The organism is Pacificitalea manganoxidans (genome assembly GCF_002504165.1).
Classification (GTDB): Bacteria; Pseudomonadota; Alphaproteobacteria; order Rhodobacterales; family Rhodobacteraceae; genus Pacificitalea; species Pacificitalea manganoxidans.
On sequence record NZ_CP021404.1, the window covers coordinates 1,552,324 to 1,576,146 of the forward strand.

A 23,823-nucleotide genomic window follows, 5' to 3' on the forward strand; every position below is an offset into this window, starting at 1 on the left:
GATGGCGCAGCGAAATGTCCCCCTCACCCTGTCTGAATACGAGGCCTTGCTTCGGCTTGGCAGAGCCTATCAGCTTGATGCTGTTCGGATTCAGCGCGAGGACTGGAGCCTCGATGTAAGCTTCACCTCCGGCTCGACCTTGTTGCCCCCGGCGGGTGACACTCTTCGGACCAAGGGCGCCGGGCCGCGGGCCAATGTGCAGGCGGAACCGGCAGACATAGCGACACATCCCGTCATCGCCCCGGTGGCGGGGGTCGTGCACCTGACGGCAGCGCCGGACGAGCCTGCCCTAGTCACCGTCGGCGACAAGATCGCCGCGGGAAGCACGCTCGCAATCATCGAGGCAATGAAGATGATGACCAACATCGACAGCGAGCACGGTGGTATTGTCGCGGAGGTACTTGTCACTGCTGGCGAGATGGTGGTCGCGGGGCAACCGCTGTTCCTGATCCGGGAGGCTGAGGCATGATCAAACGCCTTCTTATTGCCAACCGGGGTGAGATTGCCCTGCGCATCCAGCGAGCCGCGCGCGCTCTCGGGATCGAGACGGTGCAGATCCACAGTATCGCGGATGCCGGAGCCTCCTTTGTGCGTGCCGCCGATCTCGCGATCTGCGTCGGACCGGCTGCAACCACAGACAGTTACCTCAACATGCCGCGGATCATCGCCGCTGCGCTGGCAAGCGACTGCGATGCGGTCCATCCCGGTTACGGCCTGTTATCGGAGAACCCCGAATTTGCGGCGCTCTGCTCTGAATCTGACCTGACCTTCGTTGGTCCAGATGCGGAGTGCATCGCGAAGATGGGCGATAAGATTGCGGCCCGGAACGTCATGACCGCCGCGGGTGTGCCCTGCGTGCCTGGAACCAGCGATCCGTTGCCAGATGACCTCGACGCCTGTCGCCTTGTCGCTGCGGAGATTGGCTACCCGGTGATCATCAAGGCTGCTCACGGAGGCGGCGGTCGCGGCATGCGCGTGGTGCGCCAATCAGACGACCTTGCGGCGGCGCTGAAGACGACGCGCGCCGAGGCCCGCAGCGCCTTCGGCGACGAGACGCTTTTCATGGAGCGCTTTCTTAACCAGCCGCGCCATGTCGAAATTCAGATCCTCGCCGACACCCATGGCAATGCAGTGCACCTCTGGGAACGTGACTGTTCGATGCAGCGGCGGCACCAGAAGGTCATTGAGGAGGCTCCGGCAATGGGCGTTTCCCGGGCACTGATCGCCGACACTGCCGATGCTTGCCTGCGTGCCTGCAGCGATCTCGGCTATGTTGGGGCAGGGACCTTCGAATTCCTTTACCAGAATGGCGAGATGTTCTTTATCGAGATGAACACCCGTTTGCAGGTCGAGCATTGCGTGACCGAGGCGATAACCGGGATCGACATCGTGCAATGGCAACTGCGCATCGCGGCCGGAGAAAGGTTGACCTTCAGCCAGGAAGGCATCTCCCTGCACGGCCATGCCGTCGAGTGTCGGATTAACGCCGAAAACCCCGAAACTTTTGCGCCGACGCCAGGCCGGGTGCGCGACTTTATTCCCCCGGCGGGGAACGGCATCCGGGTTGAGACCCATCTCGAGCCCGGCGCGGAGGTGCCACCCTATTATGACGGCCTCGTGGCCAAACTCGTCACCTCGGGCCGAGACCGGATGGAGGCTATCTCTCGGATGATGGATGCCCTTGCGGCGCTGCATATCGACGGCATTCAGAGCAATGCGCCCCTGCACCGCCGCCTGCTGAGCCATCCCGCGTTCCGGGAGGGCCCGCAGACAATCCATTTTATCGAGCAACTCGATGCTCAGGAAGCCTGACATGACAAAACCCCCGGTGCTTATCTCCGAGATGGGGGAAAGCGCTCTACTCATTCAGAGCGAGGGGCCGATGTCGCTCGACGTTCAGCGGCTGTATTGGGCGTTGGATCGCGTCTGTCACGACCTTCCGGGCGTTACCGAAACCGTCCTCGGGGTGCATTCCCTCCTTCTCCGGTTCGATCCGCAGGCAGAACTGGCGGATGCCGCGGCGCACTTGCAAGATCTTTGGCAGGAGATCGGGCCTGCCGAGGGACGGGGCCGGCTCGTCGAAGTCCCTGTGCATTACGGGGGCGCAGGCGGGGAGGATCTTCAGGAACTCGCAGCAAGTCATGGGCTTAGCGTCGGCGAGGTCGTGGAGCTGCACAGCGCCCCCACCTACATCGTTTTCGCCTTAGGCTCGCAGCCCGGATTCCCCTATCTGGGTGGGCTCGACCCTCGGCTTGTGACGGCGCGCAGAGCCTCGCCGCGGCAACGCGTTGAGGAAGGCAGCGTGGTGATCGGCGGCGAGCAGGCGGGCGTGATCGCCCGCACTTCACCCTCGGGCTGGCACATTATTGGCGCGACGCGGGTCAGACTTTTTGACCTCGACCGTGAAGAGCCTGCGCTGCTGCAGCCCGGCGATCAGTTGCGTTTCAGCGTCGAGAAGGTCTCCGAATGATCCGCATTCTTACACCCGGTATCGGCGCAACGGTCCAAGACCTCGGACGGAGAGGCTATGCGAACATTGGCATCGGTTGCTCCGGTGCCATGGATCGCCGCGCCCTAAGGGTGGCGAACGTCCTGCTCGGCAATGCTGACGGTGCCGCCGGTATCGAAGCCACGCTGGGCGGACTGTCGTTCGAGGCGCTGGAGCCTGTCACCATCGCGCTTGCTGGCGCAGATACCGGCGCGACGCTCGACGGCCGCCCATTGCCTCGCTGGTGGGTATGCAGCCTGTTGCCCGGACAGGTCTTGAGAATGGGCCACAGCCGCACCGGAATGCGCGGCTATATCGCGATTGCCGGAGGCTTCGAGGTGCCCGAGGTGCTCGGCTCGCGCGCCACTGATGTCAAAGGCGGATTCGGCGGTCACGACGGTCGCGCGCTGGATACCGGGGACATTTTGACGACGGCAGCGGCGGCCCGTGATCCGAGAAACCTGAACTTCGGGTTGAGCCCTCGCGCTTGGCCGGATCTCTGGGTCGACGGCTCGGGGGAGACCGAGCTGCGCTTCGTGCCCGCTAAGGAATGGACTGATTACACCCAAGAGACCCGCGCCCTGTTTTGCACGACGGGCTGGACGATCGAACCCGCCAGCAATCGCATCGGCTATCGGCTCGACGGACCGGAAATGGTGCCGACGGTCCGCCGCGAGCTGCTGTCGCATGGCATCCTGCCCGGAACGATCCAGCTTCCGCCCTCGGGACGGCCTGTCATCCAGATGCTGGACGCAAACACCGTCGGGGGCTATCCGAAACTGGGGGTCGTCATCGACGCGGATCTGCCGCGTCTTGCACAGGCGACGTTGGGTAGCACGCTGCGCTTTCGCGAAGTCTCCGCCGCAGATGCACGCGCCGTCCGCCGCCGGGAAGATGATCTCGTCTCGGCAATTCGCCGGGCAACCTCACATCAACGAAAGGGATGAGCCATATGGAGATGGTCGCCGACCTCCGCACTCTCGAAGATATTCTGGCAGTGTCCCGGCGCTTCGGCGTCACTTCGCTGGCCTATGGCCTGCCGGACGATCGGATCGAGATTTGCTTTGCTGAGACGACCCGCGCTGGTGTCGATGGTCTGACCACAGAACCTCCTGCCGCCGCTGAGGTTCTCGCGGCGGTGGAAACGCCGGGGCTGTTCCAGCCGCAGATTGATGAATTGCCACGAGCCGTGTCCAAGGGTGACATCCTCGCCTTCCTAGTCGCCGGCCCAGTACGCAACACCCTGACCGCGCCCTGCGACGGGACGATCACCGAACAATTGGCCGAGCCCGACAGTCTGTTAGGCTGGGGCGATCCCGCCTTCAAAATCGTGACCTGAGACACAGATATATGCGACAGATCGACGTAAACTCGGACCTAGGCGAAGGCTTCGGCCCGTATCGCATCGCGCCCGACGCTGAGCTGATGCCCCTGATCACCTCGGCCAACATCGCCTGCGGCGGGCATGCTGGGGACCCGGAGGTCATGTGCGAGACCATTGCTCTCGCGATGGAGAATTCCGTGCGCATCGGGGCCCATGTCGGCTTTCCCGACCGCATCGGGTTCGGGCGGCGGCAGATACCAATGACCCACCGCGAACTCGAGCTGATGACTGTCACGCAGGTTGGTGCCCTGCAGGCCGTGGCACGCCTGCGCGGCATGACACTTAGCCATTTTAACTTCCACGGCGCGCTTGGGAACCTGTCCTTTTCTGACGCGGAGGTCGCGAAGACCGTTCTCCGGGCGGTCAAGGCGCTCGACCCGACGCTGACCTTCATTGGTCTGCCGGATACCGAGGCAACCCGTGCCGCCGACGCGATAGGGCTCCCGGTCATCCGCTCCTTCCTAGCCGACCGTGGCTACAGCGCGCCGGGACGATTGGCTCCGCGCGGCAGCGACGGCGCGTTGATCAGCGACCCGGCGGCCGTTCGCGAAAGGGTCGCGGAAACATTGGCAACCGGTAGATTGCGGCTGACCACGGGACGAACCGTTGCGATAGAGGTCGACTCAGTGCTTGTGCACAGTGACACGCCGAATGCCCTGACCCTTGCTCATGCCATCCGTGCGGGCATCGTCGACAGTGGCTGTAGCATCGCCCCGTTCGCAAAGTAGGCGCGCCGCAGGCTCTGCGGACTGGTCTCCTTCATTCTCTTAGGAGAGTGTTTCATTCTCCGCGAGAATGCCGTCCTGGCAGTCCTACCGACAAAGGCTTCACATGATCACATTCAAGCAACTTGAGGCCATTTACTGGATCGCCAACCTCGGCAGCTTCGCGGCTGCCGCCGACAAGCTCTGCACCTCCCAGTCCGCCGTGTCGAAGCGCGTGCAGGAGCTGGAAGCCCAGTTTCAGATCGAAGTCTTCGACCGTTCGCGGCGGACTGCCCGGCTGACGGACAAGGGTAACGAAATTCTGTCATTCGCCAAGAAGCTATTGAGCGATCGTGACCAGATGATCGAACGGGCCAGCTCGAACGAGGTGATGTTCCGGCGCCTTCGCCTTGGCGTCACCGAACTGACAGCGATGACGTGGCTGCCCAAGCTGGTCAGTGTCATCCGCTCTGAATTTCCGCGGGTCAGCATTGAGCCGGAGGTCGAGCTGAGCGCGACGCTTTTCGAGCGTCTGATCGAGGACTCCTTCGATCTAATCATTGTCCCGGATGTGTTCGACGATAGCCGCTGCGTGCGCGTACCGATATCGTCGGTCGAAAACGCATGGATGGTCGCGCCGAGTCTGTATGCCGGAGACGAGCCGCTGACCCGAAAGAAAATGGAGGAACTGACGTTTCTCGTGCAGGGGACCCGTTCGGGAACGGGCATCATCTATAACCGATGGTTGGAGGAGCAAAACTTCCATTCCAACCGGACGATGCAATGCGAGAGCCTCGTCGCGCAGATCGGTTTCACCGTGTCGGGGCTTGGGATAAGCTACCTGCCGGTGCCGGTGACCCAGCCGCTTATTGATGCAGGATCGCTCAGACGGCTACCGACCGAAGGCTGGCTACCGCATGTTAAATATTCCGTCCTCTACAAAAGCGATCAGACCTCGGACTTCCGTAAGCATATTGCAGCACTCGCTAAGAAGCATTGCTATTTCAGTAGCTTCTTTTCGCCGCAGTAAGCGGGCTGACTCAGCGCGGAAGGTTATTGTCTTTCTGCGAGGTTGTTCGATTTTTCCAATCAATCCAAAAGCGACCGGGAGCCAGGAACATATCAGCATGTGCTCGAGGGGAATTTGCCGCCGCACTCCCAGAAACTAGTCAATCACGGTCCCATGGATCCCATCGAAGGCCGATCCGTCGTGGGAGCCGCTTTGTGAACCTATTCGGTTGGAACACTGGCGCGAGCTACGAGTTGCGGTTTGCTGATCCTCGACGCAGATGAGATCCGTGGTGCCCAGACGGACACACCGGCGCCCGTGTTCAAGGCAAAAGTCGTGCCGTGAGCCCTGAAGGGCGACAAGGCGTCCGTGTTGGAACTGGCCAAACCCTCCCCAATCATCGGGGGCGCCTTGTTCAAGCGCGTTGGATTTACCAGATAACTCTAGGGCGTTGGCGGTTCAGTTTTCAGGCGGCGACAACTCCCGATTAGATTGAGCCGGCATGAAAGGTCAATCGCCTGCACCCGTGCGATCTGAGGCCTCTGAAAGTTCGATTTCATGGATATTTTCTAACATCAGCCGCTGCTTTATTTTCAAACAAGGTGATTTTTGGACACAGGGTTTGTAAGCGAGAGCCTCGGAAGTCTGCGCTATGCTTGACCTAGTCAGACGTAGCATCCCAAATAGACTTCCAAATGATCAGCTCCCCCGGTGACCTCTGCTAAAGGCCGTCCAACATCCCGATCCATTCCTGACGCGATGTGTGTCCGTCGACCTCGAGGTTGACCCTAAAACTGCGCGCGTTTTCGACTTGGCGGCGGTACGACATGACGACCGGCCAGCAATACGGTGCCATCGAGGTGACATGGAGGACACGCTAGCTCGGTTGGAGGCCGACCTTGGCGAAACCCGGCACATCATCGGACATAATATTCTGCGCCATGACCTGCCACACTTGGCGGCTTTGCGACCGAGGCTGGCTCAGCTTGCCAAAGCGCCTGTCGATACGCTTTGGCTCAATCCGTTGGCCTTTCCGCGCAATCCATATCACCACCTCGTCAAACACTACCATGATGGGCGGCTTTTGTCGGGGCATGTGAACGATCCAGAGGCGGATGCACGGCTGGTATTCGATGTTCTGGAGAACCAGTTCGCCTCCTTCCGCACGTTGAACACAACGGCGCCAGATACGGTTGTCGCTTACCACTACCTAACGACACGGGGCGAACAGGATCGCGGATTTGACGCCGTGTTCAGTCATGTCCGTGGCTTGAGCATGCCATCTGCCTCTGAGGCGCGACAGGCGCTGCGTCGGTTGCTGGCGGGCGAGGTTTGCGCCACCGCAGTGGAGAGCTTGCTAGAGCGTGCTGGTGCGCCCCAGATGCGTTGGCCTTTGGCCTATGCCGTCGCTTGGATCTCGGTCGCAGGTGGCGACTCGGTCATGCCACCTTGGGTTCGGATGCAGTTCCCGGATGCAGCGCGATTGATAAAACGTCTGCGCGACACAGCCTGCGATGCGGCGGACTGCTCGTGGTGCCGTGAAAAGAGTGATCCTTTAAAAGCGCTTTCTCGCTGGTTTGGCTTCGACGGTTTTCGCCCGATACCTGCCGATGCCGACGGACGCCCTTTGCAGGAGCGCATTGTCGACGAGGGCATGCGCGGCAACAGCCTGCTCGGCATCCTGCCGACAGGGACAGGTAAATCCGTCTGCTACCAGATCCCCGCGTTAGCCAAGTTCGATCGGATCGGCGCGCTGACGGTCGTGATTTCTCCGCTGGTGGCGCTGATGGCCGACCAAGTGGCGGGCATGGAACGATCAGGCATTTCCTCGGCGGTTACCGTGAATGGAATGCTGTCGCTTCCTGAACGTCAGGATGCATTGGATAAAGTTCGCATGGGCGAGGCCGCGATGTTGCTCATCTCGCCGGAGCAGTTGCGCAGTGTATCTGTGCGCTCGGTTCTCAAGCAGCGCGAGATTGGTTTCTGGGTTCTAGATGAGGCGCATTGCATATCGAAGTGGGGGCACGATTTTCGGCCGGACTATCGCTATGTCTCACGGTTCATCCGCGAAATGGCAGGTGACGATGAACCGGCCCCAGTGATCTGCCTGACCGCTACCGCGAAGCCCGATGTAGTGCGTGATATCCGCGACCATTTCCGTCAGCGGCTTGGGACCGACCTGTTGCTCCTTGACGGGGGGGCCTCGCGCACGAACCTAAGCTTCGAGGTCCGCTCGACCGGCAGGCGAACCAAACTGGCCGATATCCTTGGAGTCATCAAACGGCGCCTTCCGGCCGAAGGAGGCTCCGGCGCCGTGGTCTATTGCGCAACGCGCAAGGGGACAGAGGAGGTAGCGCAGTTTCTGCAACGGCAGGGCCTGTCAGCGGAGCGATACCATGCTGGCCTGACGCCAGATGATAAAAAGACCATCCAAGAGCGGTTCCGCGTTGGCGAACTGCGAGTGATTGCGGCCACCAACGCGTTTGGCATGGGGATCGATAAACCCGATATCAGGCTGGTAGTTCATTGCGATATCCCCGGGTCGCTTGAAAACTACCTGCAAGAGGCAGGACGTGCTGGCCGGGATCGAGAAAATGCCAATTGTGTGCTGCTCTACGCGCCGGACGATGTCGAGCGGCAGTTTCAACTCTCTGCGCGATCACGGCTGGACCGCCGCGAGATCGGCGCCATCCTGAAGGCGTTGCGCCGGATGGATGTCCGCACTCGAAACACGGGAATGGTGGTCGCCACCTCGGGTGAGATCGTGCGGCAGGAACACGACCGCGAATTCCAGCGCGAGAGTGCGACCGACGACACGCGGGTCAAAACCGCCGTTTCCTGGTTGGAGGAGGCTAAGCTTTTGTCGCGCGAAGAAAATCGCGTGCAAGTTTTCCCGTCGTCGCTTCGGGTGCGCAGCATCGACGAGGCGGAGGCGAGAGTTGATAAAGCGCAGATCACAGGGGTGCGCCGTACCCAGCTGATGGACATTGTCCGCCACCTGATAAATGCGCCCCCTGACGAGGGCATATCGACCGACGAGCTAACCGGCGTGAGCGGGTTGACCGGCGGGCAGCTGACTAAGGCGATGGCCGATCTCGAAACCCTCGGGATCGCCCGGAATGACACAGCGGTTACGGTCTTTGTGCATTTTGGAGTGACGGATGACTCTCGTAAGCGGCTCAACCTTGCGACCCGGCTGGAAACAGACCTGATCGCGACGATGAGAGAAGAGGCGCCCGACGCGGAGGACGCGGTCAGTACTCCGTTCAATCTGCAGCTGGCGAGCCAAAAGCTGCGCGACCAAGGCCATAGCCACGTCCGCCCCGATGTCGTCGAGAAGTTGCTGCGCGGAATGGCACGCGACGGGCGGGACCTTGACGGCGGTAAGGGCAATGTGCGCTTGCGCAAGGCCTCGCGCGATACGTTGTTCATTGTTTTGCAACGGTCTTGGTCGGTGTTGGAACAGTCAGCCGCGCTGCGCCGTCAAGCGGGCGAGGTGCTGGTGGAGCATCTTTTGGGGCGGCTCGAAAAAGGTCAGCGTGGCAAGGACCAGCAGGTTGAGACCAGCCTGGGCGATATGCTGGCGAGCTTGACGAGCGATGCCTTCCTGCGAAGTCAGGTTAAGGAGATGACGCGGTTGATGGACCGCGGGCTTCTATGGCTGCACGAGCAGGATGTGGTAACCCTTGGCAAAGGTTTGACCGTTTTCCGGCCTGCCATGACGCTCCAGCTCGCACCAAGCAAGGCACAGTTTCTGGTCAAAGATTTTGCGCCATTGCAGGAGCACTACGACGAACAGACGGTGCAGACTCACGTTATGGCGGCCTATGCGGAAACCGGGCTGACCTCGATGCCCGACGCCATCCGCCTGACAGAGGACTATTTTGCGCTCGACCAAGAAGGCTTCATGGGGCGCTGGATGAAGGGCAAGGCTACCGAAGTGAAGCGGCAAACGACCGGGACGTCGTGGAAGAATGTCGTCGAGGCTCTTGGCAATGCCGATCAGCAGAAAATCGTCGCCGATGATCGGGACGCCACCAACGTTCTAGTCCTGGCCGGTCCGGGCTCTGGCAAGACCCGTGTTTTGGTGCATCGTATTGCCTACCTGATCCGCGTTCGGCGCGAGGATCCGCGCAGCATCTTGGTTCTAAGCTATAACCGTCACGCCGCGGTAGAGATCCGGGTGCGTCTCCGGCATCTGGTGGGGGACGAGGCGTTCGGTGTGACGGTCTCGACCTGTCATGCAATGGCCATGCGGCTTGTAGGCGCCAGCTTTGCCGGGTCGCAGGCCGAGAGCCGGGACTTCGACGGTATCGTCATGGAGGCTGTGCGCCAGTTGAATGGCGACGGTTTAAGCAAGGCTGAAGCCGAGGCGCAGCGCGAGACGTTGATACAGGGGTATCGGTGGATCCTTGTAGACGAATATCAAGATATCGGCCCCGAAGAATATGCCTTGATCGCCGCCGTCGCGGGACGAACGATCGACGACGAGGACATGAAGCTCAGCCTGTTTGCTGTAGGGGACGACGATCAAAACATCTACGCTTTTGCCGGGGCGTCCATTAAATTTATCCGGCAGTTCGAACAGGACTATCGGGCAAAGCCAGAGTTTCTCATCGAAAACTATCGCTCTACGCGCCATATCATCGAGGCATCCAACACCGTGATCGCCGGCGCGGCCGATAGGATGAAGCTGGGACACGACATTACAATCGACCGAAAGCGCCGGAAGGAGGCGCCGGGCGGTGTTATGGAGACAACTGATCCGGTCGGGCAGGGGCGCGTTCAGCTTATTCAATGTCAACCCGGAGATCGCATGCAGGCCGTTGCGGCGGTTGCTGAACTACAGCGTCTGGCGGCATTGGAGCCAGGGTGGAGCTGGTCGCGCACGGCCATAATCGCGCGAAACTGGAGGCAGCTTGCCCCGGTGCGCGCCTACGCCGAGGCACAAGGGATTCCGGTTGAGATGGCTAATGAGAGCCTGCCGAGCCTTTGGCGCCTGCGCGAGATGCGGCAGTTTATCGACCTAATGAGCCGAGATCGATCTCGCGTGCTCGGCGTGCCGCAGCTGCTAGATGTTCTCAACCACATTCAGCGCAATCAATGGACTGACCTTATTGCCGAAGGCATCGCCGCGCTTGCTCAGGAAATTGGTTCTGGGCAGGTCTCGGTTCCCGATCTCATTGAATGGTTCGCCGAGTGGGCGCGCGACGCTCGGGGGGAGCAACGGGGGCTGTTGCTTATGACCGCACACCGCGCGAAAGGGCTCGAGTTCGACGACGTTGTGATCCTGAACGGTGGTTGGGACCGGCCATCGCGACACGAAGATCTCGATGCGCCCCGTCGCCTATTCTATGTCGCCATGACGCGGGCGAGGCGCAGTCTCGCGGTGATGACGCAGGGTGCACATGCATTCGTCCCGGGCAACGGAAGCAACATTGTGCGTCGGCACGCTTCGGTGTCCGAGGTCTGCGGTTTGCCGCCGGACCGAACATATCTGATGCCTGACATGAGCCAGGTCTTCATTGATTGGCCAGGCCGCCGTAACGAAGGAGACCAGTGCGTCAAGGCAATCGCTGAGGCGCAAGTCGGGGACATGGTAGACGTCGTGAGGAATGGTGCGCGGTGGTCCGTCCACGATAGAAAGGGGCGCACATTGATCGTTATGAAGGGCGGATGGCACGTTCCGGATGGACAGCGCGTAATCTCCGCCGAGGTCGGTGCGATCGTCACGCGTCATGCTCACGAAAGCGGCGAAGAACATCGCGCGAAGCTGCGCCGGGAAACATGGGAGGTCGTCCTGCCGGAGATAGTTTTGGAGGCGTGAGGTTTACCGGCAGCTAGGTGGCTCCTGATTGCCCAACATTTTCACGATGTGGAAGGTTCGCCGCTCCGTCAGACCATACTCGGCGCGACGATACGCGACGTCCTCACGCTTCAAGGCGGACCCTTCAGCGTTCTGAAACCAGATCGTCCAGCGTAACCAGACCCAGCATTTGCTCGGTCAGAAGCTTCTTTAGCTTGGTGTTCTCATCCTTCAGCGCTGTCAGCCGCCGCGCTGACCCCGTGCTTTCGGCTGTCATAGGCCGTCGCCATGCCTGCCTCCTGCTCCTTCAGCATTCTGATGATCTGCTCTTGTCGCGGGGTAAGCGGTTGGGGTCGCCGTTCGTCGCGCATCGGCAACAATGTTTTCGCGCCGCAGTAGTTCCAGTTGACTTAGCGCCAAGAACGAGGGTTAACCCTAAATGTGCTAGCTCTGTGCAAAAGTTGTGCAAGCTTTGCGGCAGGTTTCTTCAACAATAATAGATTTTTTTGGGGGCAGGTATGGCGAGACGGGATCAGGGCGCAGCGCGCGTGGAGTATTCGAAGACAGCGCTGTTGCTAACGTCGACACTTCTCGCCTCCGGCATCACCATCGGCGCCACGCCAATTTCCGCCCAGACCGCTACCAACACGTTTACCCGTGTGATCGACGGTGACGTCGTCACGGGCCAGACGCTGAGTGTTTCCGGCAATGGCGACGGCGCATTCGAGGTCATGTCGGGCGCCACCACGGTTGACGGTGAAGGCGCGACCTTCTCCGGGTTTCAGACCGAAGGCGGCGCGGGTTCAGGTGGCGGCGCAGGCTTGGGCGGTGTGTTCTTTGTCAACACCGGCGCGGCGCTGACCGTTCGGGATGCAAACTTCGTCGGAAACAACGTCGTCGGCGGTGCTGGCGGTGGCGGCGGCAGCATCGATGTAAAGAACGCGGCGCTCGCCATCGGCGACAAGACCTCGGCCGGTGCCTCCAACCTCGTGACCGGATATACATCGAGCGTCACCCAGACCAGCGGCGGCTTTGTGCTCAATAGCGTCGAGTTCGGCGGCGACCCGATTTTTGCCATCACGGATGGCGCGACGTTCGGCGCGGCGGTGGATTCAAGCGGCACGACTGTCACCGATGCTGTGTCCGGCGTCACGAGCACTGGCTTCAGCTTTGCCAACGGTCTCAACATCAATGACTTCGTGACCACCTCTGCTTATGCGTCAGACGAAACGACGGCCTCCAACACCAACAGCATTTATGCCCAGAGCCCGACCCTGTTTTCGACCGAGTATCTCTCCACCAGTGCGTCGAGCGGATTCAGCGTCGGACAGGAGGTCGTCGGCAGCGGCGTGCCTGCAGGAACCAAGATCACGGCAGTCAACCGCGACGGCAGCGGCAACGTCACTTCCATTGAGGTCAACCAGGCTGTCACGCTGGGAGATCTGGATGGATTCAACATCTATTCTCCGCCGATCCTGACCGGGGCCACCTACGCAGAAACCGGCAGCACGCTCAATTACGGCGCAAACGGAGTGCCGACGACACTTGAAGCGGGTATGAAGGTGACCGGCACCGCCGCACTGGACGCGGCAGGCATCACCGTCACCGCTGTGGATCGCAGCACCGGCACGGTCACACTTTCGTCGAGCCTCCCCAGTGGCACGCTGAGCTTCGATGCGTCGAAGCCGGGCTCCGAAGTGGGGTCCAACACCATCTTTGCGCCCAGTTCCAATACCGGGCTGGCAGTCGGCGATCAGGTGTTCGGCACCGGCATCCCCGCAGGCACCACCGTCACGGCAATCGATGGTGATCGTGTCACCTTGAGCCAACCGGTCACGACGGCGGTCGACTTCCTCTATTCCGACAATGTGACGGTCAGCGGCAACACCGCGACCATTAAATCCGGTGTCGGAGATATCGAGGTCGGGCAGGTTGTCGAAGGCACAGGCGTGCCCACCGGCACGACGGTCACCGCGGTCAATCCCGTGACGGGCGAGGTCACGTTGTCCAACGCCATCACCGGCAACCCGACGAGCATTCGTTTCATCAGCGACAGCGCCTTTGGCGGCGGCATGAACGGGCGCGATGTGACAAGTATCGCAGCGACAGGCACCAGTGGAAATGACGGCCGCAACGCGTATTTCACCGAAGGCGACGGAACGGACGGTCAAAATGGCCTGGCCGGCGCCAACGCCACCAATGGCACGGGCGGGATCGGTGGCGAAGGCGGCGATGGCAGCGACGGCCTGCCCACCAATCCGGCGCTTGTGCGCGACGTCGCGTTCAAGACCACCGAAATCGCCCTGGCGATTGCCGAAGCCGTTTCGAATGGCGTGCCGGATCCCTATCCGGATGTAGCAACTGCGGCGGCCAATGCGGCAGCGGCGGCGGCTCACGGGATCGAACTTGGCCTCATTACGGCAGACCTGATCGCATGGCAGCTGGATGCGGAAAAGGGCCTGACCGGCGTAGGCGGCGATGGCGGTGACGGCGGCGACGGCGGCAACGGCAGCGAATTCTTCGGTGGCGGCAGCGGCGGTGCCGGTGGTGCATTTGGCGAAGCGGCATTGAACGCGTTGGGCAATGGCGTCGGCGGTGCGGGCGGGTCCGGCGGCGCGGGCGGCTTTGGCGGCGGCGGCGGTGCTGGCGGTCAGCCGGGTGCAGGCACGCCCACCAGCGCAGCGGGTGAAGGGGGCGATGGTGGCTTTGGCGCTGGTGCAGGCTCCACCGTGTTTGCCGATGGCTCGACCAAGGCCGGTGAAGGCGGCTCCGGTTTCGGCGGCGCGATCTTCGTGCGGTCCGGTGGCACGCTGATCCTGGCAGGCGAAATGCAATTCGCGGGCAACACTGCGCGCGGGGGGTCCAGCGCGGATGCCGCAGGCGGGGCCTCCGGCGATGGCGTGGGCTCTGACCTGTTCATGATGCGCGGCTCCAACGTGACCCTCTCCCCCGACGCGGGTGGGGAAATCGTGTTCGGCGGCACAATCGGCGACGATTCACAGGCCAGCTATGAGGGCGCGCAATTTGCCGAAGGCGACGGGGCGTCGCTGACCATCAATGGCGAAGGCAAAGTTCGCTTTGACAACTACAATACTTATACTGGCTCTACAGTCCTGCAAAGCGGGACACTTCAGGCGGTCGACAGCGTGGGCGTGCACAGCATGTCCCGCGTGGAGTTCGATGGCGCGGACTCGGCGTCGCTGTCGGAGCTGTCGGTGCCGGTTTTCCTAAGCTCGGGTGAATTCACCCGTTGGGTCGGCAGCGAATCCGATCAGGTGATGTGGACAGGCTCGGGCGGGTTCGCCGCGACCTCCGCTGGGCTCACAGTGGACCTGGGTCGCAATGTTGGCGGCAATCAGGCGCTCGTCTGGAATCAGGCCGGTTTTGTGCCTCAGGGCAGCAGCCTCGTTCTTGGCGCGCTTACCGCCGAGGGCACGGTCACGCTGGCCAATGACATTTCGCATAATGACACTGTAGCGGGCGAGGTGCAGGTCTACCTCGTCGACAATATTAACAGTTCCGCGGATAAATCCGTGCTGGAAGGTGACATCACCGCCGGCAAGCTGAGCTTTGATGCGAATGCAGGCACCGCACAGGTCGATGTAGCGGGCGCGCTGACCGTTCGCGAACTGGCGGTCGACGGGGGCACCGTCGACACCACCGCCGGCGGCACCTTGGCCGATGACGCAGCCCTCAATATCGCCACCGGTGCGACATTCGTCGCGGGCACGGCCGACACCGTGGGTGTTGTGATCAATGACGGCACCTATGACGTGAATGCGGCGCAGACTGTCGCATCGCTGACCAACCGTGGGCTGACCGATCTGGACGCGGCGCTGACCGCAGGTGCGGGCGGCGTGGATAATGCCTCTGGCGCGACGCTGGAGCAGAACGCCGACATCACCTCCGCAGGCAGTGTCACCAATAACGGCACCCTGACCGTCACCGGCGACCGCCGGATCGAGACGACCGGGGCGAGCGCGGGCTTCACCGGCGCGGGCGGCACCACCGTCGCTGCCGCCACGGACGGGCTGACCGTCGATCAGCTGGGCGACACGACCTATTCCGGTGTGATTTCCGGGCTTGGCGATGTGACCAAGGAAGGCAGCGGCACGCTGACGATCACCGGCGCGAGCACCTATACCGGCGGCACGACCGTGTCTGAGGGCACGCTCGACACGACGGGCGGCGGCACGCTGGCGGATATCGGTAAGATCGACGTGTCTACCGGTGCGACATTCGTCGCGGGCACCGCCGACACCGTGGGTGTTGTGACCAATGACGGCACCTATGACGTGAATGCGGCGCAGACTGTCGCATCGCTGACCAACCGTGGGCTGACCGATCTGGACGCGGCGCTGACCGCAGGTGCGGGCGGCGTGGACAATGCCTCTGGCGCGACGCTGGAGCAGAACGCCGACATCACCTCCGCAGGCAGTGTCACCAATAACGGCACCCTGACCGTCACCGGCGACCGCCGGATCGAGACGACCGGGGCGAGCGCGGGCTTCACCGGCGCGGGCGGCACCACCGTCGCGGCCGCCACGGACGGGCTGACCGTCGATCAGCTGGGCGACACGACCTATTCCGGCGTGATCTCCGGGCTTGGCGATGTCACCAAGGAAGGCAGCGGCACGCTGACGATCACCGGCGCGAGCACCTATACCGGCGGCACGACCGTGTCTGAGGGCACGCTCGACACGACGGGCGGCGGCACGCTGGCAGATACAGGCGCGATCGACGTCTCTACCGGCGCGACATTTGTCGCCGGCACTGCCGACACCGTGGGTGTTGTGACCAATGACGGCACCTATGACGTGAACGCGGCCCAGACTGTCGCATCGCTGACCAACCGTGGGCTGACCGATCTGGACGCGGCGCTGACCGCAGGTGCGGGCGGCGTGAACAATGTCTCTGGCGCGACGCTGGAGCAGAACGCCGACATTACCTCCGCAGGCACTGTCACCAATAACGGCACCCTGACCGTCACCGGCGACCGCCGGATCGAGACGACCGGGGCGAGCGCAGGCTTCACCGGCGCGGGCGGCACTACTGTCGCTGCCGCCACGGATGGGCTGACCGTCGATCAGCTGGGCGACACGACCTATTCGGGTGTAATCTCCGGGCTTGGCGATGTGACCAAGGAAGGCAGCGGCACGCTGACGATCACCGGCGCGAGCACCTATACCGGCGGCACGACCGTGTCTGAGGGCACGCTCGACACGACGGGTGGCGGCACGCTGGCGGATATTGGCAAGATCGACGTCGCCACCGGTGCGACATTCGTCGCAGGCACTGCCGACACCGTGGGCGTTGTGACCAATGACGGCACCTATGACGTGAATGCGGCGCAGACTGTCGCATCGCTGACCAACCGTGGGCTGACCGATCTGGACGCGGCGCTGACCGCAGGTGCGGGCGGCGTGGACAATGCCTCTGGCGCGACGCTGGAGCAGAACGCCGACATCACCTCCGCAGGCAGTGTCACCAACAACGGCACCCTGACCGTCACCGGCGACCGCCGGATCGAGACCACCGGGGCGAGCGCAGGCTTTACCGGCGCGGGCGGCACCACCGTCGCGGCCGCCACTGACGCGCTGACCGTCGATCAGCTGGGCGACACGACCTATTCCGGTGTGATTTCCGGGCTTGGCGATGTCACCAAGGAAGGCAGCGGCACGCTGACGATCACCGGCGCGAGCACCTATACCGGCGGTACGACCGTGTCTGAAGGCACGCTCGACACGACGGGTGGCGGCACGCTGGCGGATACCGGCAAGATCGACGTCGCCACCGGTGCGACATTCGTCGCGGGCACCGCCGACACCGTGGGTGTTGTGACCAACGATGGCACCTATGACGTGAATGCGGCGCAGACTGTCGCATCGCTGACCAACCGTGGGCTGACCGATCTGGACGCGGCGCTGGCCGCAGGTGCGGGCGGCGTGGACAATGCTTCTGGCGCGACGCTGGAGCAGAACGCCGACATCACCTCCGCAGGCAGTGTCACCAATAACGGCACCCTGACCGTCACCGGCGACCGCCGGATCGAGACGACCGGGGCGAGCGCGGGCTTCACCGGCGCGGGCGGCACCACCGTCGCTGCCGCCACGGACGGGCTGACCGTCGATCAGCTGGGCGACACGACCTATTCCGGCGTGATTTCCGGGCTTGGCGATGTCATCAAGGAAGGCAGCGGCACGCTGACGATCACCGGCGCGAGCACCTATACCGGCGGCACGACCGTGTCTGAAGGCACGCTCGACACGACGGGTGGCGGCACGCTGGCGGATACCGGCAAGATCGACGTCTCTACCGGTGCGACATTCGTCGCGGGCACCGCCGACACCGTGGGTGTTGTGACCAACGATGGCACCTATGACGTGAATGCGGCGCAGACTGTCGCATCGCTGACCAACCGTGGGCTGACCGATCTGGACGCGGCGCTGACCGCAGGTGCGGGCGGCGTGGACAATGCCTCTGGCGCGACGCTGGAGCAGAACGCCGACATCACCTCCGCAGGCAGTGTCACCAATAACGGCACCCTGACCGTCACCGGCGACCGCCGGATCGAGACGACCGGGGCGAGCGCAGGCTTCACCGGCGCGGGCGGCACCACTGTCGCTGCCGCCACTGACGCGCTGACCGTCGATCAACTGGGCGACACCACATATGCGGGGTCGATCACCGGGCTCGGGTCCTTCACCAAGGTAGGCAGCGGCACGCTGACCTTCGGCGGCAGCATCGGGGCGATTACCGTCACCGACATCACCGCGATCGGTGGCGGGCTGACGTTGGCGCAGGGCGGGGTTCTGTCGTCGCAGACCGATCTGGTGCTGGACGACACGGTCTTTACCATCCTGACCGGCGCGCAAACGCTCGATAGCGTCCAAGGCGATGGCCAGATGGTGCTGAACGGCTCCGACCTGACACTGACCGAGGGGGGCAGCTTCACCGGTGCGATTTCCGGCGCAGGCACCCTGACGCTGGACGGCACGCTTGACTATACCGGGGTGATGAGCGGCGACATGCTGGCGCTTGACACGAATTTCGTGATCGAGACCGGCAGCGCAGCGATTTTCCGCGAAGCGGCGGTGACAGACGGCGTCATCACGATCTTTGGCCCCACCGACACTGTAAGCGCGGGTGGTCTGCAACTGGGTGAAGACCTGACGGTTACGGGCGACAGCCAACTGGTGCTCTACGGCGCGCTGGATGCTGCGCTGCCGACGCTGAGCGCCGCTTCGGTCCTGCTCGACGGCACGGATGTGGTTCTTGCAGGGCAGGGCTATGTCGATGCTGGCACCACCACGGTGCAGAACGGTGCGACGGTCGCGCCGGGCTACTCGCCGGGCACGTTGCAGTTCTCGGGTGATGTCGATTTCTCCAACGGTGGCGAAGCCGATATGGAGATCGCGGGCACCACACCGGGCACCGAGCATGACCAGATCATTATCGGTGGACGTCTGACGCTGGGCGGCACGTCGGTTCTGAACATCGAAACGATCGACGGCTATGTGCCGGTTCAGGGCGATGCCTATCAGCTGCTGCGCTTCGATCCGGAACTGCGGACCGGAATGTTCAGCACGATCACCAATACGTCGGACTCGAACTTCGTCTATGTGAACACCACCGGGGTTCTGACCTCGCTCGGGTCGTCGCTGGGCGATGCGGATGAGCAATTGCTGACGATGGTAAGCGAAACCGACCACGGGCGTCATGACGAGATTGCCAGCGTGGTCGAGCAACTGGCCGATGGCGGCGATACCGGCAATGGCGTGATCGCGGCCGGCGGGGGCAACCTGATCCCGATGCTGGCAGCGGCGGATGCGTCGGAGCGGGTCGCGATCTTCTCGCGCTTCACACCCGAGGGGTATGGCGGTGCGTTTGAATACGCGATGCGGTCCCTGCTGGCCACGACGCCGCTGTTTGAGGGGGTGCCGGACACGGGCGAAGCGGGCGCATGGGCGACGCTGCAGGCCGATGGCCGCAGCCTCGGCTCCGACAGTTCGACCACCATGTCGGATTACGACCTGTCCTACGTCATCACCGGGGTTCGCGGCGGCTATCGCACCGATATGGTCACCTTGGGCTTCGGCGTGCAGACGGTGTCGGGTGATTTCGATGTCGACTCGGGCCTGTCTGGTGATGGCAGCGGGACCCAATTCCAACTGGGCGCACGCTTCACCGGGTTGGAAGGCGGTCTCACGCCCTACATCACCTTCGAGAGCGGCAGCCATGACCTCGACGGGTCGCGGAACGCGCTGACCTCGACCACCAACTTCGATGATGTGGACAGTGAGGCGCAACTGGTGCGGGTCGGCGCAAGCTATGCCGCGGACCTGGGCGGCGGCATTCTGGAAATCGACGCATCTGCCATGGCGGGCCGTGTCGGGAAGCTGTCCTTCTCGGAAACCGGTGGGTCGCTGCCTGATCGTCTGACGGTCGAGGTGCCAGAGCAGTCGGTGACCGGCCTGTCGCTGGGCGTGACTTATGGCTATCAGCTTGCGCCGCAACTGGTCTTGTCGGGCGGTGTCGAGGTGGATCATGTCTCCGGGCTGAACGACTATACCGTGCGGGGCCGTTCGGGCGGCGAGGATGTCACCTTCGAGACGGAGGTGCCGGGCATCGACGCGACGCAGGGCATGCTGTCGGTGGGGCTTGGCTTTGAAGCCGCACCGGGGGTCAACCTGAACCTCACCGGGTATGCCGGTGGCGCGTTCGGCGGCGACACCAACTCCGGCGCATCGCTGGGGCTGAGTGTCCAGTTTTGATCTGCGCCCGCCGCGATCTGACGGGGTGAAGCATGGCTAGGACACGGGACTGGCTGTTGGGTGGCGCTGCCGTGGCTCTGGGTCTCGCGGCATTGGGTGCAGGAACCTACAACACGGATCGGGGGCTGCGCCTGCGCGCGGCCCTCGGTCAGGATGAGGCGCAGCTTGCCCTTGCCCTGCGTCGGTATCGGGCAGGCGACGCGACCGCTGCCTTTGCGCTGTTTGAACCGCTCATGCTGGCCGATTACGCCCCCGCCGTGGCGGTGGTCTGCGATATTCTTGGCACGCCGAGCCTTGACGGCCCGCGCGGCGCTGCTCGGCAGGTTGGCTGCGATACGGATGCGAAAGTGACCCCGATCACCCGGCTTGAACAGCTAAGCGACGTGGCTTTCATGGCCCGTGAATGGGGCGCGCTGGAACAGGTGCTGGCCCGCAGATTGGCGGCTGGCGACACACGCGCGCATTTCGACATGGCGCGCTATGAGGCGCTGTCCCGTCCCGAAGCCCTGCAGGTGGAGGCGGTGGTCGCCCATCTTCGCCGCGCGGCCGATCACGGCGATCCACGCGGGCAGTATCTGATGGCGGTTTATCAGCTGCATGATGCGACCAAGGATCCCGCGGCGCAGGCACCGCTCAGCCAGACTTTCGCAAAGCTGATCGCGCAATCGCCGCCGGTGACGGCGGGAGACGCATATTTCGAATTGGCAAAGCTGATGCAGGCAGGACTGATCGGTAGTGAGCTTGCGTATTCCGACGTGCTGTTGCGCGCGGACGAACTCGGCAATCGTTTTGCCGCAGGATATTTGGCGCAGTATCTGCTGTCCAATCCCGACAAGGGCGAAATCGGTGGCGCAGATGCGGCCGCGTGGGTCGAGAAAGCCGCGGCACATGGCGACCCGGTGGCGCAGTATAACCATGCTCTGGCACTGCTTGACGCGGCCCCGGCTGATGCCGCACCCCGGACTGACGCAAATACCGATGCCGCGGAAAAGCTGCTGCTGGCGTCGGCGGCGACCGGCTTTGCCCCGTCTCATACCCGACTTGGGGCGCTTTACTGGCAGCAGCCACAGCGCGCTGGGGGCGATGTGGAAGCCGGGCGCCACCGCGCGCTGGAGCACTGGCAGATTGCGGCTGATAAGGGCGATGCCAACGCTCTATACAACCTGGCACAGGTCGCGTTGGCACAGGGACGGCGCGAGGCCGGGATCAGGTATCTTGAAGCCAGCGCCGCGCAAGGGCACAAGGCCGCTGGCGACGCATTGAAAGCGGCGCGCTGAGCAGGCTTTCGTGAACCGGTCCTATTCCATCGACACCTATCGCGGGCTTGGGGTTTCTCTGGTCATCTGGACCCATGCGGGCCTGCCTTGGGCGCCGGGCGCCTATATCACCATTGACGGGTTTTTCCTGATCAGCGGCTACCTTGTGACCCGTTCGTTTCTGGGGCTGCTGGACAAGCTCGGCGCGGATGGATCAGATCGGTCTCCTCTCACGCTCTATCGTGTCGCGGGGCTGAAATTTCTCGACGCCCGCGTCCGGCGCATTCTGCTGCCGTTATTTGTGACCATCCTGCTGACATTGGCGGTGGGCTGGCTGTTGTTGCTGCCCGGCGATTTGAACGATCTGGCGGATGCGGCGCTGATGTCTGTCCTGTTGTCAGGCAACATGCATGCGGCGGCGACCGGCGACTATTTCGAAGTCGCGGTGCTGGCGGAACCCTTGCTGCACACATGGAGCCTTGCGCTTGAGGAGCAGTTCTACCTGCTGTCGATGCTCATCATGGCGGTATTGGTGCTCGTGCCGGTCCGATGGGCGTTCTGGCTGGTGGTTTTGGGCGGGGCCGTGGCGTCGCTGACCACTGCACAGATCTATTCCACCGAACCCGATCTGAGCGGGGCGAGCTACTATCTGTTCGTCACGCGCGTTTGGGAGTTCCTGATCGGCGTCGCTCTGGCCCCGCTCATGGCGCGCGGTTGGCCCGCCGGACGTCTGGGGCGGGTGCTGACCGGGGATGGGGCAATGATCCTCGGCTGGGGGCTGGTGATCGCCTCGGTGCTGCTGCTGACGCCGGCCTCTCCCTCGCCGGGCTTGATCTCGGTACCCGCGATGTTCGGCGTCTGCCTGATTATTCTGGCCGAGCCTCGGGGGGCTTGGCTCAGCCGCGCGATGCAATGGAAGCCGATGCTCTATGCCGGGCGCAATGTCTACGGCATCTACCTGTTCCATTTCCCCGTCATCGTCTACCTGACCTATGCTGAGCCGCCATGGGGCGCGTGGACGGGACCAATCGCGTTTGTGGTGGCCTATGTGCTGGCCGTGGCGCTAGGTGCGGCGACGGAACTGCCGTTCCGGCGCTGGCGGCAGCCACGCTTTCGCACGATTGTCGCGCTGGATGCGGTGCTGGTGGCGGCGATCTTTGGGCTGGCGGGCGTGATCTGGCAAACCGGCGGCGCGCCGGAGCGGATGCCAGAGGCCGCACAGCGCGCCTATCTGGGCAAGTTCCTCGTCAATCCAGAGCGCGCGCGCTGCATGGAAGGCGAACTGACCCGCGACGGTTATTCCTGCGCCTACGGTCCGGTGACCGAACGCAAGGTCGTGCTGATCGGCGACAGCCATTCTGATGCGCTGGCCCGACCGCTCAGCGAGGCGTTCCGCGCGCGCGGCTATATGACAGTGCATTACTGGTCGTGGGAATGCCCGCCGATTGGCACGCAATTGCACCGGCTTTCCATGTTTTCGCGGACCTGCGAGCGGCTGAGCTTTGAGGCGCATGAACAGTTGCTGGCGATGCCCGGCGTCGATGCGGTGGTCTATGCCGCGCTTTGGCCGTGGTATTTGGGGTACGGCACAGGCGACATGCCGCGCCATTTGCAGCGCGGGCCGATTGGCACGCCGGACGCGGCCACTCTCGCCGTCTACCAGCGGGACTTCATGGCTCAATTCCGGACGACAGTGTCGGCGATCGCTGATCGGGGCCTGTCGGTCTATATCGTGGCGCCCGTGCCGATCCACGCCCAGAGCCTGCCGGAGCAAGAAGCGCTCAACACATGGTATCGCCCCAACAGCTGGAAGGTGCCGCTGAACGATGCGCTAAGCCGTGCGGCCTATGACGCGCAACGCGGTCTGTTCCAGCAGATGATCGATGGGATCGCCGACCACCCGAATGTCCATATTCTCGACCCGGGTCCAGCGCTTTGTCCGAGTGCAACCTGCCGCGCAGTCGCGGATGGCATGCCGCTATACTATGACGACAATCACCTGAACGAGCAGGGCGCCGCGGCGGTGGTGAACAGCTGGTTTCGGTAACCTCCCAAAAGGTGGTGTCTGCTAGCACCTTGCCACGCGCCGAGCGCAGGGCCGTTTCGCGTCAAGCGGCGCGAACATTGCCACCCCGGAGGCCTCGGCGCCCAGCAAGACGGCGGCGAGCGAGCCGGCCACCAGCACGATGATATAGGCCGGCGGGCGGCGGCTGGTGCGAAAGGACGCGATCAGGCTGGCCAGCGTCACCGCCGAGACCATGACGCGCGATGACCCCCAGAGCGCGGCAACGCGGTCACGATGATCGCGGTGAACAGCCCGTATTCCGGCGGCAACCCGGCGATGATGGCAAAGGCCACACCCTGCGGTAGCACGATGGCGGCGCCCGTCAGCCCGGCAAGCG

13 protein-coding genes are annotated in these 23,823 nt (G+C 63.0%); 11 read left to right on the forward strand and 2 right to left on the reverse strand.

From position 1 onward, the window contains the following. Position 1: 1 nt before the first annotated feature. The 8 genes from CBW24_RS07080 (at position 2) to CBW24_RS07115 (ending at position 11,412) form a co-directional block, all read left to right on the forward strand. A complete protein-coding gene (locus CBW24_RS07080) occupies positions 2–469 on the forward strand; it encodes an acetyl-CoA carboxylase biotin carboxyl carrier protein (RefSeq protein ID WP_097373123.1) in 468 nt (155 codons plus the stop codon). Beyond that, positions 466–1,812 carry an acetyl-CoA carboxylase biotin carboxylase subunit gene (locus tag CBW24_RS07085; RefSeq protein ID WP_097373124.1) on the forward strand — a complete coding sequence of 449 codons (1,347 nt, stop codon included), beginning with the start codon at positions 466–468 and terminating at the stop codon, positions 1,810–1,812. The genes CBW24_RS07080 and CBW24_RS07085 overlap by 4 nt, the downstream gene beginning before the upstream one ends. A 1-nt stretch (position 1,813) precedes the next feature. Beyond that, entirely contained in the window at positions 1,814–2,470 is a 657-nt protein-coding gene (pxpB, locus tag CBW24_RS07090; RefSeq protein ID WP_157773114.1) for a 5-oxoprolinase subunit PxpB, read from the forward strand. Continuing rightward, complete coding sequence (locus tag CBW24_RS07095; RefSeq protein ID WP_097373126.1) at positions 2,467–3,435, forward strand: 5-oxoprolinase subunit C family protein; 969 nt, start codon at positions 2,467–2,469, stop codon at positions 3,433–3,435. Before pxpB ends, CBW24_RS07095 begins: the two co-directional genes overlap by 4 nt. Positions 3,436–3,440: 5 nt before the next feature. Further along, the gene (locus CBW24_RS07100) at positions 3,441–3,827 is read left to right on the forward strand and encodes a biotin/lipoyl attachment domain-containing protein (protein ID WP_097373127.1); all 387 of its coding nucleotides are present in this window, start codon (positions 3,441–3,443) and stop codon (positions 3,825–3,827) included. Between the two features lie 11 nt (positions 3,828–3,838). Further along, entirely contained in the window at positions 3,839–4,600 is a 762-nt protein-coding gene (locus CBW24_RS07105; protein WP_097373128.1) for a LamB/YcsF family protein, read from the forward strand. A gap of 103 nt (positions 4,601–4,703) precedes the next feature. Further along, positions 4,704–5,606 (forward strand): LysR family transcriptional regulator, encoded by a 903-nt coding sequence (locus CBW24_RS07110; RefSeq protein ID WP_097373129.1) that lies wholly within the window; start codon positions 4,704–4,706, stop codon positions 5,604–5,606. A 790-nt stretch (positions 5,607–6,396) separates the two neighbouring features. Then, a complete protein-coding gene (locus tag CBW24_RS07115; RefSeq protein ID WP_097374158.1) occupies positions 6,397–11,412 on the forward strand; it encodes a RecQ family ATP-dependent DNA helicase in 5,016 nt (1,671 codons plus the stop codon). A gap of 124 nt (positions 11,413–11,536) precedes the next feature. Here CBW24_RS07115 and CBW24_RS18800 read toward each other — a convergent pair whose 3' ends face one another. Then, positions 11,537–11,668 carry a hypothetical protein gene (locus CBW24_RS18800; RefSeq protein WP_408636697.1) on the reverse strand — a complete coding sequence of 44 codons (132 nt, stop codon included), beginning with the start codon at positions 11,666–11,668 and terminating at the stop codon, positions 11,537–11,539. Between the two features lie 271 nt (positions 11,669–11,939). On the opposite strand from CBW24_RS18800, the gene CBW24_RS07120 reads away from it, so the two are divergent. From CBW24_RS07120 to CBW24_RS07130, 3 genes are read left to right on the forward strand one after another with little or no spacing between them, the layout of a single operon-like run. Next, positions 11,940–20,165, forward strand: coding sequence for an autotransporter-associated beta strand repeat-containing protein (locus CBW24_RS07120; protein WP_157773116.1), 8,226 nt, complete (start codon positions 11,940–11,942; stop codon positions 20,163–20,165). Positions 20,166–20,197: 32 nt separating this feature from the next. Next, on the forward strand, positions 20,198–21,442 hold the full coding sequence (locus CBW24_RS07125) for an SEL1-like repeat protein (RefSeq protein ID WP_157773118.1): 1,245 nt from the start codon (positions 20,198–20,200) through the stop codon (positions 21,440–21,442). 10 nt (positions 21,443–21,452) lie between these two features. Next, positions 21,453–23,468 carry an acyltransferase family protein gene (locus CBW24_RS07130; protein WP_097373132.1) on the forward strand — a complete coding sequence of 672 codons (2,016 nt, stop codon included), beginning with the start codon at positions 21,453–21,455 and terminating at the stop codon, positions 23,466–23,468. A gap of 197 nt (positions 23,469–23,665) precedes the next feature. On the opposite strand, the gene CBW24_RS18805 is transcribed toward CBW24_RS07130, so the two are convergent. Then, the gene (locus CBW24_RS18805) at positions 23,666–23,794 is read right to left on the reverse strand and encodes a SulP family inorganic anion transporter (RefSeq protein ID WP_374708994.1); all 129 of its coding nucleotides are present in this window, start codon (positions 23,792–23,794) and stop codon (positions 23,666–23,668) included. Positions 23,795–23,823: the final 29 nt, after the last annotated feature.

What these genes read in the sequence shown, in the direction of transcription:
- CBW24_RS07080 (WP_097373123.1), top strand. Translation starts at nt 2, where the DNA reads ATGGCGCAGCGAAATGTCCCCCTCACCCTGTCTGAATACGAGGCCTTG.
- CBW24_RS07085 (WP_097373124.1), top strand. Translation starts at nt 466, where the DNA reads ATGATCAAACGCCTTCTTATTGCCAACCGGGGTGAGATTGCCCTGCGC.
- pxpB (WP_157773114.1), top strand. Translation starts at nt 1,814, where the DNA reads ATGACAAAACCCCCGGTGCTTATCTCCGAGATGGGGGAAAGCGCTCTA.
- CBW24_RS07095 (WP_097373126.1), top strand. Translation starts at nt 2,467, where the DNA reads ATGATCCGCATTCTTACACCCGGTATCGGCGCAACGGTCCAAGACCTC.
- CBW24_RS07100 (WP_097373127.1), top strand. Translation starts at nt 3,441, where the DNA reads ATGGAGATGGTCGCCGACCTCCGCACTCTCGAAGATATTCTGGCAGTG.
- CBW24_RS07105 (WP_097373128.1), top strand. Translation starts at nt 3,839, where the DNA reads ATGCGACAGATCGACGTAAACTCGGACCTAGGCGAAGGCTTCGGCCCG.
- CBW24_RS07110 (WP_097373129.1), top strand. Translation starts at nt 4,704, where the DNA reads ATGATCACATTCAAGCAACTTGAGGCCATTTACTGGATCGCCAACCTC.
- CBW24_RS18800 (WP_408636697.1), bottom strand. Translation starts at nt 11,668, where the DNA reads ATGACAGCCGAAAGCACGGGGTCAGCGCGGCGGCTGACAGCGCTGAAG.
- CBW24_RS07125 (WP_157773118.1), top strand. Translation starts at nt 20,198, where the DNA reads ATGGCTAGGACACGGGACTGGCTGTTGGGTGGCGCTGCCGTGGCTCTG.